This is a genomic window from Frankia sp. AvcI1, from assembly GCF_001420875.1.
Lineage (GTDB): Bacteria > Actinomycetota > Actinomycetes > Frankiales > Frankiaceae > Frankia > Frankia alni.
In genome coordinates, this window is sequence record NZ_LJFZ01000018.1 from 66480 (window position 1) to 79487 (window position 13008).

General features: G+C 71.6%; 6 protein-coding genes and 18 pseudogenes. 17 read left to right on the forward strand and 7 right to left on the reverse strand.

Annotation, left to right across the window (positions count from 1 at the left end; all coding sequences use genetic code 11):
• Positions 1-374 precede the first annotated feature (374 nt).
• The 5 genes and pseudogenes from UK94_RS57480 to UK94_RS18830 form a co-directional block, all read right to left on the reverse strand.
• A pseudogene (locus UK94_RS57480) lies at positions 375-541 on the reverse strand (response regulator); the annotation flags it as partial.
• Position 542: 1 nt separating this feature from the next.
• A pseudogene (locus UK94_RS57485) lies at positions 543-644 on the reverse strand (response regulator); the annotation flags it as partial.
• A 1-nt stretch (position 645) separates the two neighbouring features.
• A pseudogene (locus UK94_RS57490) lies at positions 646-742 on the reverse strand (response regulator); the annotation flags it as partial.
• An 84-nt stretch (positions 743-826) separates the two neighbouring features.
• Positions 827-1048, reverse strand: a complete 222-nt coding sequence (locus UK94_RS32805) for a DUF1918 domain-containing protein (protein WP_306282743.1) — start codon at positions 1046-1048, stop codon at positions 827-829.
• A 497-nt stretch (positions 1049-1545) separates the two neighbouring features.
• Positions 1546-2038: pseudogene (locus tag UK94_RS18830) on the reverse strand (NAD(P)H-dependent oxidoreductase); the annotation flags it as partial.
• A 366-nt stretch (positions 2039-2404) separates the two neighbouring features.
• Between UK94_RS18830 and UK94_RS18835 the strand changes: the two are divergent.
• The 5 genes and pseudogenes from UK94_RS18835 to UK94_RS57510 form a co-directional block, all read left to right on the forward strand.
• The gene (locus UK94_RS18835; protein ID WP_055750878.1) at positions 2405-4153 is read left to right on the forward strand and encodes a metallophosphoesterase family protein; all 1749 of its coding nucleotides are present in this window, start codon (positions 2405-2407) and stop codon (positions 4151-4153) included.
• Between the two features lie 123 nt (positions 4154-4276).
• Positions 4277-4683, forward strand: a 407-nt coding sequence (locus tag UK94_RS57495) for a nitroreductase family protein (RefSeq protein WP_235488672.1), incomplete at its 3' end; no start/stop codon positions are given.
• Position 4684: 1 nt separating this feature from the next.
• Positions 4685-4987 (forward strand): annotated as a pseudogene (locus UK94_RS57500) (nitroreductase family protein); the annotation flags it as partial.
• A gap of 875 nt (positions 4988-5862) precedes the next feature.
• Positions 5863-6841: amidohydrolase family protein (locus UK94_RS57505; protein WP_268761467.1), on the forward strand; the 979-nt coding region annotated here is incomplete at its 3' end.
• A 1-nt stretch (position 6842) separates the two neighbouring features.
• Positions 6843-7092 (forward strand): annotated as a pseudogene (locus UK94_RS57510) (amidohydrolase family protein); the annotation flags it as partial.
• 115 nt (positions 7093-7207) lie between these two features.
• On the opposite strand, the gene UK94_RS57515 reads toward UK94_RS57510, so the two are convergent.
• Together UK94_RS57515 and UK94_RS57525 are read right to left on the reverse strand one after the other, a co-directional pair.
• On the reverse strand, positions 7208-7519 hold the full coding sequence (locus UK94_RS57515) for a nitroreductase family protein (protein WP_235488676.1): 312 nt from the start codon (positions 7517-7519) through the stop codon (positions 7208-7210).
• A 55-nt stretch (positions 7520-7574) separates the two neighbouring features.
• Positions 7575-7864: pseudogene (locus UK94_RS57525) on the reverse strand (nitroreductase family protein); the annotation flags it as partial.
• A gap of 77 nt (positions 7865-7941) precedes the next feature.
• Between UK94_RS57525 and UK94_RS57530 the strand changes: the two are divergent.
• From UK94_RS57530 to UK94_RS57585, 12 genes and pseudogenes are all read left to right on the forward strand, one after another.
• Positions 7942-8197, forward strand: a pseudogene (locus UK94_RS57530) (aldose epimerase); the annotation flags it as partial.
• A gap of 1 nt (position 8198) precedes the next feature.
• Positions 8199-8483: pseudogene (locus tag UK94_RS57535) on the forward strand (aldose epimerase); the annotation flags it as partial.
• Between the two features lies 1 nt (position 8484).
• Positions 8485-8877, forward strand: a pseudogene (locus UK94_RS57540) (aldose epimerase); the annotation flags it as partial.
• 760 nt (positions 8878-9637) lie between these two features.
• Positions 9638-10190: pseudogene (locus tag UK94_RS74320) on the forward strand (hypothetical protein); the annotation flags it as partial.
• 28 nt (positions 10191-10218) lie between these two features.
• Positions 10219-10418: pseudogene (locus tag UK94_RS57555) on the forward strand (iron ABC transporter substrate-binding protein); the annotation flags it as partial.
• Between the two features lies 1 nt (position 10419).
• Positions 10420-10867: pseudogene (locus tag UK94_RS57560) on the forward strand (ABC transporter substrate-binding protein); the annotation flags it as partial.
• 82 nt (positions 10868-10949) lie between these two features.
• On the forward strand, positions 10950-11966 hold the full coding sequence (locus UK94_RS18870; RefSeq protein WP_055750883.1) for an LLM class flavin-dependent oxidoreductase: 1017 nt from the start codon (positions 10950-10952) through the stop codon (positions 11964-11966).
• A pseudogene (locus tag UK94_RS57565) lies at positions 11963-12262 on the forward strand (iron ABC transporter permease); the annotation flags it as partial. The gene UK94_RS18870 and the pseudogene UK94_RS57565, both read left to right, overlap by 4 nt.
• A 1-nt stretch (position 12263) precedes the next feature.
• Positions 12264-12388 (forward strand): annotated as a pseudogene (locus UK94_RS57570) (iron chelate uptake ABC transporter family permease subunit); the annotation flags it as partial.
• A 1-nt stretch (position 12389) separates the two neighbouring features.
• Positions 12390-12678 (forward strand): annotated as a pseudogene (locus UK94_RS57575) (iron chelate uptake ABC transporter family permease subunit); the annotation flags it as partial.
• Between the two features lies 1 nt (position 12679).
• Positions 12680-12758 (forward strand): annotated as a pseudogene (locus tag UK94_RS57580) (hypothetical protein); the annotation flags it as partial.
• 1 nt (position 12759) lies between these two features.
• Positions 12760-13008, forward strand: a pseudogene (locus UK94_RS57585) (iron chelate uptake ABC transporter family permease subunit); the annotation flags it as partial.

A 13008-nucleotide genomic window follows, 5' to 3' on the forward strand; every position in this document is an offset into this window, starting at 1 on the left:
TGGGACAGGACGGGACGCGTTTGCCGAGGACGCGGTCCGGGTCGGGGAGTTGTTCGCCGATCCGGCGGCTGTTTCGGTGGCGAATGCCCGGCTGCTTCTGCAAAATCAGCGGCTGCTCGAGGATCTCACGAAGCGACTGTCCGACCAGGCATCGGCCCTGCAGACCATCAGCACTGTGATGAGCCGAGTCGGCGACAGCGCCGCCCGTGCGCTCGAGACTGTTCAGGCGATGAACAAGGAGGGGGCCAGGATCGTGGCCAGGGCCCACCAGGTGTGGAACCTGTCGAACCTGGACGTAACCAAGAAGAACGCGGACGTGACCAACAAGTAGGCCGACCCGGCCACCATCCTGTTGTGGGNTGTCCGGTCACAGGTCACGTGGAGGCGGGTGGCGATCCGTCGAGCACCTCTCGTACCTTGTCCAGCAGGACCGGTCCGGTGAAGGGCTTCTCCAGCAGGTAGACGTCTGCCTCCAGTTTTCCCTGCGCCGTGAGGACGGGGTGGGGATACCCGGACATGTACAGAACGCGGATGGCCGGCCNCCCGGCCTTGATCCGGTTGGCCAGTTCCCTGCCCTGCATGCGCGGCATGATGACATCGGTGAGGAGGAGATCGATCTCACCGACATGTTCGATGGCGATGGTNCACGCCTCGACCGCGGACGGGGCAGTAAGAACGTGATATCCGTTGCGGGTGAGGACCCGGCGCATGATCTCGCGCATGGCGTCTTCGTCATCCGCGANGAGAATCGTCTGCCCGCTCCGCTTCGGGGCCGGCTCCGACCGTTGCTGGGCGGTCGACGGCCCCGGCGACGTGACATTCGTGGTCATCTGTCGCGGCTCGCACGCAGTTCGGTCGGCGGGGACGTGCCGGGTATGTACCACGATTGGCGTCCGTCGTCCCAGCGGACCACGTACGGAGCCTTCCCCCCTTCCCCCCGAATTTCAAGGATCACACCGTGGCGCTCGCCATGGCCCGGCCTGCCCTGCTGAATCAGCCGGTCCCCGACCCTGGCATACATGGTGTTTCCGGTATAAATCATCGCCATCGACTCGCTAACTCCTCGCAACGCCGCCCCCCGCACCGAACGGAGTCTTCCGTTCGGCTACGCTCCCACCCGATGATCNACCTGTGTATGACAACGGGAGAGATTCNAGGCCGTTGCTCCGGATGACATCACTCTACCCGGACACGGAATTCCGCACCACTTCGTGGCGACCCGGGTCCGGCGGACAAGGGCGTCTCCTGCAGAGTGAAAAGCACGACCAACCCGACGTCCTGCGCGGTCCCCTGTATGTGCCGGCGTTTGAGGACAAGAGCGTCTCGCTCTCCACAGGGCGCTGTTCGGCCCCCGCGGCCCCACGTTGACCGTGGCCTAGCGGACAGGGACCGACTGGTGACCGAGGCGGGTGGCGAGCTCGATGACGGAGCGGTGGGCGGCGTCGAGTTCCGCCTTCGCCGTCGTGCGCAGCTCGGCCATCGCCGGCACCCGGAAGGCCAGCGTCGCATCGGTCGACACGACCGTCACCGCCATCCCGAGGGAGNGGCCGAGGACCAGCTCGACGGGCGGGACCGCGTGGTCCCAGCCCGCCGTCGGGCTGCCGGGGCCGTACTGCGCACCGCGGGCGGAGACGACGACGGCCGGGCGGCCGGCCAGCGGCTGCTCCCGGTTGTCGAACGGCGCGGTGACGCCGAGGACGTGCACCTGATCGATCCACGCCTTGAGCGTCGACGGGATCGACCAGTTGTACATCGGCGCGCCGATGACCAGCACGTCGGCGGCGAGCAGCTCGGCGAGCAGGCGCTCCTGCGTTGCCGCGGCAGCGGGATCGGGCGTCTCCCCCGGACGGCGCAGTCGCGGCGCCCAGTGCAGCGCGGCGTCGCTGAGATGCGGCGGCGGATCGGTGTGCAGGTCGCGGTAGGTGACCGTGTGCTGCGGGCCGAGCCCCCGCCAGGTATCGGCGAAGGTCCGGGTCAGCGCCCGCGTCGTCGAGCCGGTGAGGTCGGCGGAGGAGTCCAGGTGCAGCAGTCCGGGCATGCGCGCTCCTTGCTCGCGGGCGGCGGGCACGCCTGCACGTCCCGGCCCTGGCGGCCCTCGACGTTCCCGCCCCGCCACGAACCCCGCCGTTCCCGCCCCGCCACGGGATCCGACCGCGTGACCGCGGCCGACGCAGCGCCGACTTTACGCCAGCAACCCGCCCCGAAGCAGGCGCTCCCCGCGACACCGACGCCCCGTCGCCGATGCCGTCGCCGTTGCCGTTGCCGTCACCGTTGCCGCCGCCGTCACCGTCGCCGTCGCCGTCGCCGTCACCGTCGCACCGTACGGCCAGGTTCACCTGATGGTCCCGTTGTCGCCATGTGCACGTCCGCTCACCGTCCGCCGGACCCGACAGCATCACGGCCCATGGACGCGAACCCCACGACCAGCTCGGCCGGGCCGTCCCGGCGCACCATGCTGCGCACGGCCGCGATCGGCGGCGGGCTGACCGTCGCCGCCGGCCCCACCCTGTGGCGGCAGCCGGCGTTCGCGGGCACCGGGCCGGACACCGCCCCCGAGCAGGTGCACCTGGGGTGGGGCGACGACCCGGCGACGGCGGTGACGGTGTCCTGGGTGTCGCCGGCCGCCGTGCGCCGGCCGCGGGTGCGGCTCGGCACCGCGGCCGGCGGGTTCGGCCGGTTCGTCGACGCCGAGGAGCGGACCTACGTCGACGGCCTGAACGGCCAGCGGGTCGTGACCTACCACGCGAAGCTGCGCGGCCTCGACCCGGGCACCGCCTACGTCTACCGGGTCGACACCGCCGACGCTCCGGTCCCGGCCGGGCCGTCCACCGCCGGCCCTGCCGGCCCCGGCGGCCCCGGCGGCCCCGGCGGGACGTTCACCACCGCTCGCCGCGGCCGGTTCCCGTTCCGCTTCACCAGCTACGGCGACCTGGCCACCGACAAGGCGTGGACCATCTCGTCCCCCAACGCGTTTCACGCCGTGGACGCGGTCGAACGCTTCGCGCCGCTGTTCCACCTGCTCAACGGCGACCTGTGCTACGCGAACCTGACGTTCGCGCAGCAACCGGCGGTGTGGCGCGACTTCGGCGTCAACGTGGCCCGCTCCGCGGCGAACCGGCCGTGGATGCCGGCGCTGGGCAACCACGAGATCGAGTTCGGCAACGGCCCGCACGGCTACGAGTCGTATCTGACCCGGTTCAGCCTGCCGTCGAACGGAATCCGCGGCCTGGCCGGCAACTTCTACAGCTACCGGGTCGGCTCGGCGCTGTTCGTCTCCCTGGACGCCGACGACGTCATCTACCAGGACGGCGGCGCCTTCGCGGCGACCGACGTCGTCCCGCCGAACGGCGCTGCGACGATCCCCGCCGGTCACAGCCAGTACAACCGGCTGTACACCGGCCCGCTCGCCGCCGGCCCGAACGGCACGCTCACCCCCGGCGGCAACCTGCAGACCCGCTGGCTGGAGCGCACCCTCGCCGCCGCCCGGGCCGACCGCACCATCGACTGGATCATCGTCCAGACGCACCAGTGCCCGCTGTCGAGCTCCGCCACCGGCAACGGTTCCGACCTCGGTCTGCGCGAGGCGTGGCTGCCGCTGTTCGACCGCTACCAGGTCGACCTCGTCGTCTCCGGGCACGACCACGACTACGAGCGGACGTTCCCGGTCCGCGGCTTCGACCGCGACCGCGGGACCGAGGTCGCCGGCGGCGCGACCGTCGACACCCTGCGCCCGCGGCCCGTCGTCACCGACCCGACCGCCGACACCTTCGACACCGACGCCGGCACCGTCTACCTGGTCCTCGGCGGCGGCGGGACCAGCGGCCCCACCGACAGCTACGGCGCCACCCCGACCGGCGCCCGACAGGGCAAGGTGATCACGAGGCGGACGGAGATCACCCGCAACGCCTCCACCGGCACCTACGCCAAATCGCCCGCCGACGCGGTCGAGGAAGCGGTGTGGTCGGCCCGCCCGGACGCCAGCGGCCACCCGTACGGCATCGCCGTGTTCGACCTCGACCCCGGCAGCCGCCCCGGCGGGCCCACCACCATCACCGTGAGCTATCACCACGCGCCCCGCGTCCAGGCGGGCGACCCGGCGCCCGCCTACACCCTGTTGGAGCGCTTCACCCTGCGCCGCCGTCGCTCCGACTGACGGCTGGCCGACGAACGGCAACCAACGACCGACCGCGCCACCGCGCCACCGCGCCAGCCATGCGAAGGTGTGGCTTATGCGGAAAACGGCGCTAGGCTCGCGGGCGTGGAGCTGCGTGAGGTGATGCGCACCGCCGGTGCCGTGCGGGAGTTCACCGCCGAGCCGGTGCCGGACGAGGTGCTCGAACAGGTTCTCGACGCCGCCCGGTTCGCCCCGAGCGGCGGCAACCAGCAGCCGTGGGCCGTGCTCGTCGTGCGCGACCCCGAGCTGCGCCGGCAGCTGCGTGACCTGGTTCGCGAGGGCTGGCGGGAGTACGTGGCGCAGCAGCGCGCCGGGGTGCGGCCGTTCGCGCCCGGCCCGGACGGCCGCTGGCACGGCCCCGCGATCGACCTCGACGCCGCCGCCCGAACCCCCGCGCCGAGTGCGTTCGTCGACGCCTTCGACCAGGTGCCCGTCCTGCTCGTCCTCGCCGTGCGGCTCACCGCGCTCGCGGTGACCGATGTCGACCTCGACCGGCAGAGCGTCGTCGGNGGCGCGTCGATCTACCCGTTCGCGCAGAACATCCTGCTGGCGGCCCGCGACGCCGACCTCGGCGGGACGCTGACCACCTTCGCCGCCCGGCGCGAGCCCGCGGCGGCCGCCCTGCTGCACCTCCCGCCCGACCACGGCATCGCCGCCGTGCTCGCCCTCGGCTATCCGGCCCGGCGCACGACCCGGCTGACCCGCCACCCGGTCGGCACCTTCACCCGCATCGACACCTTCGACGGCCCCGCGTTCGGCTCGGCGAGCGTGGTGCCGCCGGGTGGCCGACCGGACTCCCGGACAGCCGGCTGAGGTTCACGGTCGTGGCCGGCATCGGCGGCCCTGACGAGGAGTGAACCCCGCCACACCGGGGTATGATCCTACTTTGTCGCGTCCCGCCCAACGACGTGCCGGGGCTGATCTCATTGGCGGATCACAAAGGTGGCGGGTATTATGACCGATATTGTCACGATGGTCGCCTCGATCGATGAGTTTCCCACCGTCGAGGAAACTGACGCGATGCTGAACGAACTGCGGCGNCTTTCTCGCGACACGACCACGGCCAAACTGATCGACGACCTGCTGGAGTTCCGGTCGTTGCTCGGGGNGTCGAGCAGGGGCCGCACGTCGAGCAGCGAACCGACCAGAGTGCAGCAGCCCTGTCCCACGGTCCCGGACGTGTCCCGCGTCGAGTGACCGGTCGGGCCGTGGTCCACGCGCACGGAATCGTCAGACGGGTCGGCCAGCCGGCGCCGTCCCCGCCTCCGCCCGAGCCACGCGGCCCGGCGGGCAGGGCCAGCGCGTCGGCGGCCGGGNTGTCCGGCGGCGTCGTGNCGTCACACCCCACAACCATCACAATGTGGGCGAACGGCTCGGATGCGACCAAATCCGTACCGGTAGGCACCGAGATGGCCGCCAAAGGCCGACCACGCGTACCGTAGGCGACATTTTTCGCCCCCATCCGCCGCCAGATCTAATGTGATTCCTGTCGAATCCCGCCAGCCCGTTCCCTACCTCGGCACGCGCGCCGACCAGGAGGGTTCGGGTCCGGGAAACNTCGACGCGCAGATCTCCGCCGATCGAGGAATCGGTATTTCGACGGCTTTCGACGAACGCCGTCAGGCCGCCGGCGGCGAGCGCGCCGTAATGCCCGCAGAGCGGGCGGAATCACACGGAGCGGAGCGGAAATGTCCAGTGCAATCGGGGGACGGGGCGGAAGCCAGGCAGACGACGGCCCGGGCCCGAGCCCGGGCTCGCGTCGCGGGCCGAGCCGGCGTGCCGCCGTCGGCCTCGCTGCTGTCGTCGCCGGGGCCGGCACCGCGGTCGTCGCCGGAGCCGGCGCCGCGGCGGCGGCCCCGGTCGCGGCGGCGACGACGACCAGCACCGGAACGACCGACACCCGAACAACCGGGCCCGGAACGACCGAGGCCGGCACGGCCGACCACGCCACCAGTGGGGCCACCGGGCGGATCGACGTGCACCATCACGCGATGCCGGCCGAGGTGCGCGCCTGGCTGGTCGAACACGGCCAGCTACCGCCAGTGGGCGGACCGCCGTTCGCGCACTGGTCCCTGCCGGCCGCGCTCGACACGATGGACCGCGCCGGCATCGCGACGGCCGTGCTGTCCGCGGCGATCCCGAGCGAGTTCACGCCGACGCCCGCGCTCGCCGCGCAGCTCGCCCGGCTCGCCAACGACACGATCGCGGGCGTCGTGCGCGGCCACCCCACCCGGTTCGGTCTGCTCGCGTACGTTCCCCGGGCCACCCCGCAGATCGCCGTCGCGGAGATCCGCCACGCCTACGACGACCTGCACGCCGACGGTGTCCTGCTCATGGCCCACGACGGCCTGACCTATCTCGGGGATCCCACGCTGGAGCCGGTGATGGCCGAGCTGAACGCGCGCGGCGCGGTGGCCCTGGTGCATCCGTTCGCCCTGCCCGGAGTGACCGGCATCGCCGTTCCGGCGTTCGTCGCCGACTTCCTGGCCGACACGACCCGCGCCGCCGTCCAGCTCGTCGTCAACGGAGTGCTGGACCGGTATCCGCGGATACGGTGGATCCTCGCCCACGGTGGTGGCTATTTTCCGTACCAGGCGGCCCGGCTCGCCCTTGGCCGCAGCCTCGGCTACGGCACCGACCTCGCCACCGTCGACCGGACGTTGCGCCNCTTCTTCGTCGACACCGCCGGGCCCATGTCCCCGTACAGCACGCCGTCCCTGCTGGCCGCCATCGGAGCCGGCCGGATTTTGTACGGCTCGGACTACAACGCCGTGCCCGCCGACACCGTGTTCGCGGGCCGCGACGCGTTCCTCGCCGACCCGGTGCTGAACCCGGCGACCCGCCGCGCCATCGCCCGCGACAACGCACTCGCCCTGTTCCCGACGATCGCCGCCCGACTCGCCACCGGCCGCCACTGACCGCACGGGAGTACCTGACCGGACGGGAACACCCGAACTCAGGGGAACACCCGAACGCAGGGGAGCAACCGACCGAGNGGGAGNGGCCGGCACGGCCACCTCCGACGGCGGTGGACTACCACCGTCCGCGGTGGACGACCTCGTCGTAGGGCCGACGGTCGAGGCGTTCCACCGGCCGCAGCGGCCCGTCGTCGGGGTAGCCCAGACCGATCATGTAGGCCACCCGGTGGGTGGCGGGCACGCCGAGAATCCGGCGGGCGGCCTCCTGGTCACCGACGGCCGAGTGCCCGCCACCGATGCCGAGATCCGTCGCGGTGAGCAGCATCAACATGGTCGCCTGGCCGAGGTCGTACTCGTCCATGAGCCGGTAGCGCTCCGACTCCGGCTCGGGAAGCACCAGCACGATCGTCGCCGCCGAACTCGCGATGTGACCGGCGCCGCNCCAGATCGTCGCCAGCTCGCCGAGCACCGCCCGATCGGTNACGAGCACGAAGTCCCACCGCTGGCGGTTCGACGCCGACGGCGACCGCCAGCCGGCCTCCAGGATCCGCTCCAGGTCCTCGGCCGGCACCGGCCGGTCCTGGTAGCTGCGGACGTTGCGACGAGCACGGATCGCATCCCAGGTCTCCACGCCGTCGACCCTAGTGGACCAGGGGTGCGGCGGGTTGCGGCACGTCGTGCACGGTCTGAGCCCACAGACCGTGCACAACGCACCGCACCCGACGTCCCGGGGCACCCGTGGGTGCCGTGCCGGCGGGCCGACGGCGCTCATCCTTGGTTGGATGTGTAAGGACGCTCCCTGCCGCCGACCGGTCGGTGTCGGCGGTGCGCGGGCATGAGGAGGACGTGGTGGAGGCGTTGGCGCCGTCCGGGCGGCAGGTGGAGCTCGTGCACGGCGAGAGCAGCGTGACCATCACCGAGGTCGGCGGCGGGCTGCGCGAGTACCGGATCGGCGGCGTGCCCGTCCTCGACGGCTACGGCGCCGACGCGATGGCCAGCCGCGGGCGCGGGCAGTTGCTGCTCCCCTGGCCCAACCGGATCGCGAACGGCCGCTACACGTTCCGTGGCACCGACCACCAGCTCCCGGTGAACGAGGTGGCGCTCGNCAACGCCAGCCACGGGCTGACCCGCTGGTCGGCCTGGCAGCTCGACCGCCTCGGCCCGGCCGCCGCCCGCGCCTCGTTCATCCTGCGCGCCCAGAGCGGCTACCCCTTCACCGTGAGCTTCACCGCGGAGTACCGCCTCGGTGACGACGGCCTGGCCGTCACGATGACCGCCACCAACCTGGGCGGCCAGCCGGCGCCCGTCGGGATGGGCGCCCATCCCTACCTGATGACGGTCGGGGCGGACGGCGCCACGGTGCGGGCCGACGACGTCGAACTCACCGTCCCNGCGACGACGTGGCTGGAGACCGACGACCGCTCGATCCCGGTCGGCGCGCGCGAGGTCGCCGGCGCACCCGTCGACTTCCGCCGCCCCCACGCGGTCGGCTCCCTCGCCCTGGACACCTGCTACACGGCCCTCGCCCGCGATCCGGACGGGCGGGCGCGCGTGCGGCTCGGCGCACCCGGCGGCGGCTCGGTGACGGTGTGGATGGACGAGACCTGGCCCTACGTGCAGGTCTTCACGGGAGACACGCTGAGCCCGCAGGAGCGTCGGCGCAGCATCGCCGTCGAACCGCTGACCTGCCCGGCGAACGCGTTCAACAGCGGGGACGGTCTGCGCGTCCTCGAGCCCGCCGAGACCGTCGGCGGCACCTGGGGCATCCAGGCCACCGCCGGCTGACCCGCGCCCGGCGGTGGAGGCACCCGCCGGGCTGGACCGCCAGGTTGGCGAAGGTCGGCCGTGGGCGCGGGCCGCGGACGCGGGCCGAAGGCGCGGACGCGGGCCGAAGNCGCGGACGCGGGCCGAAGGCGCGGACGCGGGCCGAAGATGCGGACGTGACGTCCCGTCCGGCCCGTGCGCGCGGCGGACCCGAGGCATCGTCAACGGCGACCATCTTGTCCTGGCCGGACGAGAACGGGATCGAACACATCCCGGACTATCCCGCTGTGCACGTTACGTTCAGCGCACTCGTAAAAAACGAATTTGTTACGCGTCACGCGACCGTCACACCAGGACAGCGGCGACAGGTCGGCCACATACCGTGAGATCTTCGGTCCAGGTGACAGATGACCGCAGTTCATCTTCCTATGGATCCGAATCTGGAAAATTTTTGGCGCGATCCGGCCTGCCACCCTCATCTGCCGGGACCGCCCCGGACCAGCACCGCAGCTACCCGAGCCCCGCTTCTGCTCGGCAGCAGTCCGGCTAGTTCCGCAGATCAGGGTTCCTGTCTGCGTGACAGGCGCACATGCGGGGGCTATGGTGCATTCCAGCCGCTTCCGCGGAGTCCTGGTGCGCCGAAGCATCGCCCGCTCGTTCGTGGTTGGCATCGTTGCACACACCGTCCGTGTGCAGGTAATTACGTTTCGTTTCCAGAAACCTATTCGCCCGGCGGGGGNAGAACGTGGCATCACGCTCGGCAGTGTTTTCGCGACGCATCATGACGGGTTTGCCGACCCATCGCGGCGGTCCCCACGGCTCGCCTCATCTCCCGTCCAACGAGCCTCACCCCGGCAGCGGTCGCACCGGCACGCCGGGATCGGCGACCCGCGCCCTGTTCCGGCCGGTCGCGGCCTGGCCGGTCGCGTCCCGGCAGGTGCTGGCCCTGGGAGTGGCGGCCACGGTGGCGGCGCTGGCCGCCGGCTGCGGCAGCTCCTCCTCGGACGCCAGCCCGCCCGCGCCCACCACCCAGGTGGTGACCAGCGTGTCCGGAGAGAAGACGACCATCCCGCTGAAGGTCGACCGGATCGCCGAGCAGTTCCCCGCCCATACCGTCACCGACATCATGCTCGGCGCCGGCGACAAGCTGGTGGCCATCCCGCAGAATGTCAAGACGATCCCGTTCCTGCGAAAGGTGTTCCCGGGGGTCAACGACCTTCCGGAGCTCTTCCGGAACGGCGGCAAGGTGAACATGGAGGAGCTTCTCAAGCTCAAGCCGGACGTCGTCTCCACGATCAGCGGCGGCGACACCATGACGCCGTTCACCCAGGCCGNACTGCCGGCGGTCAACATGGCATTCGNCACCTTCCCGCAGCTCGCCCCGTCCATTCAGCTCGCCGGCAGGGTGTACGGCGGAACGGCCGTCACCAAGGCCAAGGAATACGCCGACTACGTGAACGCGAAGCTGGCCATGGTGCAGTCCCGGCTGGCGAAGCTGCCGGAGACGGACAAGCCGAGCGTGGTGCACATCGCCAGCTACCCGCCCGTGGTCGTCGACGGCGNGAAGTCCCTCATCGACGGCTGGATCAAGATCGCCGGCGGTACCGACTCCGCGAGCGGAGTGAAGGGCACGCACGTCACGGTGTCGATGGAGCAGCTCCTGCAGTGGAACCCGGATGTGCTGATCATCGAGACACCGGGTGGTGACCAGGGACTGGCGGCCAACTCCGCCCAGTCCGTCGTCGACAACCTGGCGAAGTCACCGGGCTGGGCCGACCTGAAGGCGGTCAAGGCCAATCGGGTCTACCTCAACCCGCAGGGTCTCTACCCGTGGGACCGGTTCGGTCCGGAGGAGGCCCTGCAGATCCAGTGGGCGGCGAAGGTGCTGCACCCCGATCTGTTCGCCGACGTCGACATCCGCTCCGAGACCCGCAGCTTCTACCAGAAGTTCTTCAACTACCACACCACCGAGGCGGATCTCGATCAGATCCTCCAGGTCGGCAGCAAGTAGTCGCGCCGATCTCGGCCACGGCACAGCTCGTCGCCACGGCACCACTCCTGGACCTGAAAGGACCGCGCCCGCCGGCGCAGTGATGACCATCTCCATGCGATTCGGCCTGCCCGGAGGGCGCGGCGATCTGGACGGGGCTGGTGCCACCTCCACGGTGGAACTGGCCCGCGTCGCCGAGACTCTCGGCTACGAAAGCCTGTGGTTCACCGACGGCCACCTCAGTTCCGTCGGTTCCCGGACGATGAGAGCCCGCTCCTCGCCGATCCCGTTGGCCGCCGCCGTCGCCGCGTCGACCAGCCGGATCCGGATCGGTTTCACCGCCCTGCACCTCACCCTGCACGACCCGATCCGGCTGGCCGCCGACCTCGCGACGCTCGACCGGCTCTCCGGCGGGCGGGTCACCCTCGGGGTCGGCTGGCCGATCGCCCCCTACACCAGGGCCTACCAGGGCGCCGGCCCGCCCCAGGTCGACCTGCCCGACGCCCTCGACACACTCGTCGGCTACTGGCGGGGCCGCACCCGCGCGGCCGACGGCGCGCAGTTCCGGGTGGAGCCGACCCCCGCCCAGCATCCCCACCCGCCGATCGAGGTGGCCGCCCACACCGACGAGTCCATCGTCTGGGCGGCCAGCCGCGGCTACGGGCTGCTGCTGTCCGCCACGCAGACCGTCGCCTCCCTCACCGCCTGCCTGGAGCTCTACACCTCGCACGGCGGGAAGGCCGGCGACGTCCGGGTGGAACGGTTCTGCCTCGTCGCCGAGTCGGATGCCGCCGCCCGGGAACGCGCCACCCCGATCGTCGTCCGGTTGACCCGGCGGCTGGCCGCGCTCGGCAGCGACGAGCACGGCCACCAGTCGGTCGGGACGTCCGACCTCGACCCGTTCCGCTTCCACGACGAGACGGCCGTCATCGGCGGGCCCGCGACGGTCGCCCGCCGGTTCGCCGAGCTTCGCGACGAGCTCGGCGTGCAGCAGGTGAACCTGCGCCCGTCGTTCAGCGGCACCGCGTCGCTGGCTCTGCAGCAGAGCACCCTGCGGATGTTCGCCGCGAAGGTGGCCCCGATGCTGGCGCAGCCCGCAGTCCGGAGGGTGACCTCGTGACCCGTCCCGCAGTCCCGGTCGGCACGGTCCCGGTCGGCACGGACCCGGTCGGCACGGACCCGGTCGTGACGAGCGAGCAGGACGGTGCCGGCGCGAGCACCGGCGGCGGTGCCAGCCCGGCCGGTCGTGGCCGCGGCGGGCCCGGTGTCCGGGCGGCCGCGACCGCTCGGGTCCGCGCGACGCTCGGCGACCACCTGCGGGTCGTCCTGCTCGCCGTGGGCCTGCTCGTCCTGATCATCATCTCCTTCGGGTTGGGCCGGTACTCACTGAGCCCGGCGACCGTCGTGCGCGTTCTCNCCCACGAACTGTTCGGCCTCGGCAACCCCGTCGCCGGCCAGGACCGGGCCGTGGTGATGGACATCCGGATGCCCCGGATCCTCGCCGCGCTGCTCGTCGGGGCGGCGCTGGCCTCCTCCGGTGCCNCCTACCAGACGATGTTCCGCAACCCGCTGGTCTCCCCCGAGATCCTCGGGGTGGCGGCGGGGGCCGGCTTCGGCGCCTCCGTGTCGATCCTCGTCGGCCTGGACACGACGCTGCTGCAGGTCATCTCGTTCGGCTGCGGGTTGCTCGCCGCGGTGCTGTCGCTGACCATCGCCCGGGTGGTCGGGAAGGGATCACTGATCATCCTGGTCCTCGGGGGCATCATCATCGGCGCCATGTTCAACGCGCTCATCTCCAGCGTGCAGTACTTCGCCAACCCGGAGACGACCCTNCCGGAGATCACCTTCTGGCTGTTCGGCAGCCTGGCCCGGGCCAGCATGCACGGCCTCATCGTGCCCGCGATCATCGTCGNGGTGTGCCTCACCCTGCTGTACGCGGTGCGCTGGCAGCTCACCGTCCTTGCGACCGGCGACGACGAGGCCCGCTCGCTGGGGGTCAACCGCACGCGGATCTGGGCCCTGACCATCGGCGCGTCGACGCTGATGACGGCGACCGCGGTCAGCGTCGCCGGCATCATCGGCTGGGTCGGGCTCGTCGTCCCGCACCTGGCGCGGTTCACCGTCGGACCGTCGTTCAACCGGCTGCTGCCGGTGACCGCCCT

Excerpts from the sequence above, each read along its gene's own strand:
- UK94_RS32805 (WP_306282743.1), bottom strand. The coding sequence starts at position 1,048 with ATGGCGATGATTTATACCGGAAACACCATGTATGCCAGGGTCGGGGAC.
- UK94_RS18835 (WP_055750878.1), top strand. The coding sequence starts at position 2,405 with ATGGACGCGAACCCCACGACCAGCTCGGCCGGGCCGTCCCGGCGCACC.
- UK94_RS18870 (WP_055750883.1), top strand. The coding sequence starts at position 10,950 with ATGACCATCTCCATGCGATTCGGCCTGCCCGGAGGGCGCGGCGATCTG.